The following is a 1,068-nucleotide window of genomic DNA, read 5'->3' on the forward strand; positions in this document are numbered from 1 at the left end:
ACACTGATACCACAGTGAAACATGCCATCAAACGTATCGACCGACTACTTGGTAATCGCAATCTACATCGTGAAAAAGAATCCATATATAGATGGCATGCGTCTTTTATTACCCGCGCCAATCCATTTCCGGTGGTGCTGGTCGATTGGTCGGATGTTCGAGAGCAATTACGCTACATGACATTACGTGCTTCGGTATCTGTTAAAGGTCGCGCCGTCACGCTTTATGAGCAGGCATTCGAGTACAAAAACTACAACTCACCCAAAAGTCATCAACTCTTTCTCGATAAGCTTCAATCCCTGCTCCCCCAAGGCTGCACGCCCATCATTGTCTCTGATGCGGGCTTTAGAAATACGTGGTTCCGGCAAGTGGCCAACAAAGGTTGGTTCTGGCTTGGGCGTGTACGTGGCGAAGTCTCGATTAAGTGCGGCGAGGGCGCGTGGCTATGGAACAAAACATTTTATCCTCAAGCAACAGATAAACCACTGTTTTTAGGAGAAAGCCAACTTGCTAGGCGTTCGCCGCTCAGGTGTTTTGCGTATTTGTATAAAGGCCAGCCCAAAGGCAGAAAAGCGCATCGACATAGTCGAACCTGCCAGAAACACTCGGCTGGAAAAGTGTTCCATAAAGGAGCAAAGGAGCCTTGGCTTCTGGTCACTAATATCCCCAATCATGTACTTAACGGCATTAAAATAACCCGTTTGTACGCCAAAAGAATGCAAATTGAAGAGTCGTTCCGAGATCTAAAAAGCCCTGCCTACGGGTTGGCGCTCCGTCATAATCGAACTCGCTGCACCAAGCGTATTGATATTTTATTACTTATGGCATTAATGGCCGAAATCATCATGTGGTGGAATGGCTTAATCGCCATGCAAGCCAAATGGCATTATGACTTCCAAGCTAACACCATCAAGCATCGGCGTGTGCTCTCGATCCCTAGACTGGGAAAGGAAGTACGCAGCCATCGGCGATACCGAATAAAAGAATCGCAATATCATTGGGCGATGGTGGAATATCAACGCCTCACCCATACTTGCGGGTTAGGTGAATTATGAGGGGATCCGCCAG

At 47.6% G+C, this 1,068-nt stretch carries 1 protein-coding gene; it reads left to right on the forward strand.

Annotation, left to right across the window (positions count from 1 at the left end):
• Positions 1-1,055: IS4 family transposase (locus KIV40_RS20195; protein ID WP_285350978.1), on the forward strand; the 1,055-nt coding region annotated here is incomplete at its 5' end.
• Between the last annotated feature and the right edge of the window lie 13 nt (positions 1,056-1,068).

The sequence above is a fragment of the Vibrio sp. D173a genome (assembly GCF_030248475.1).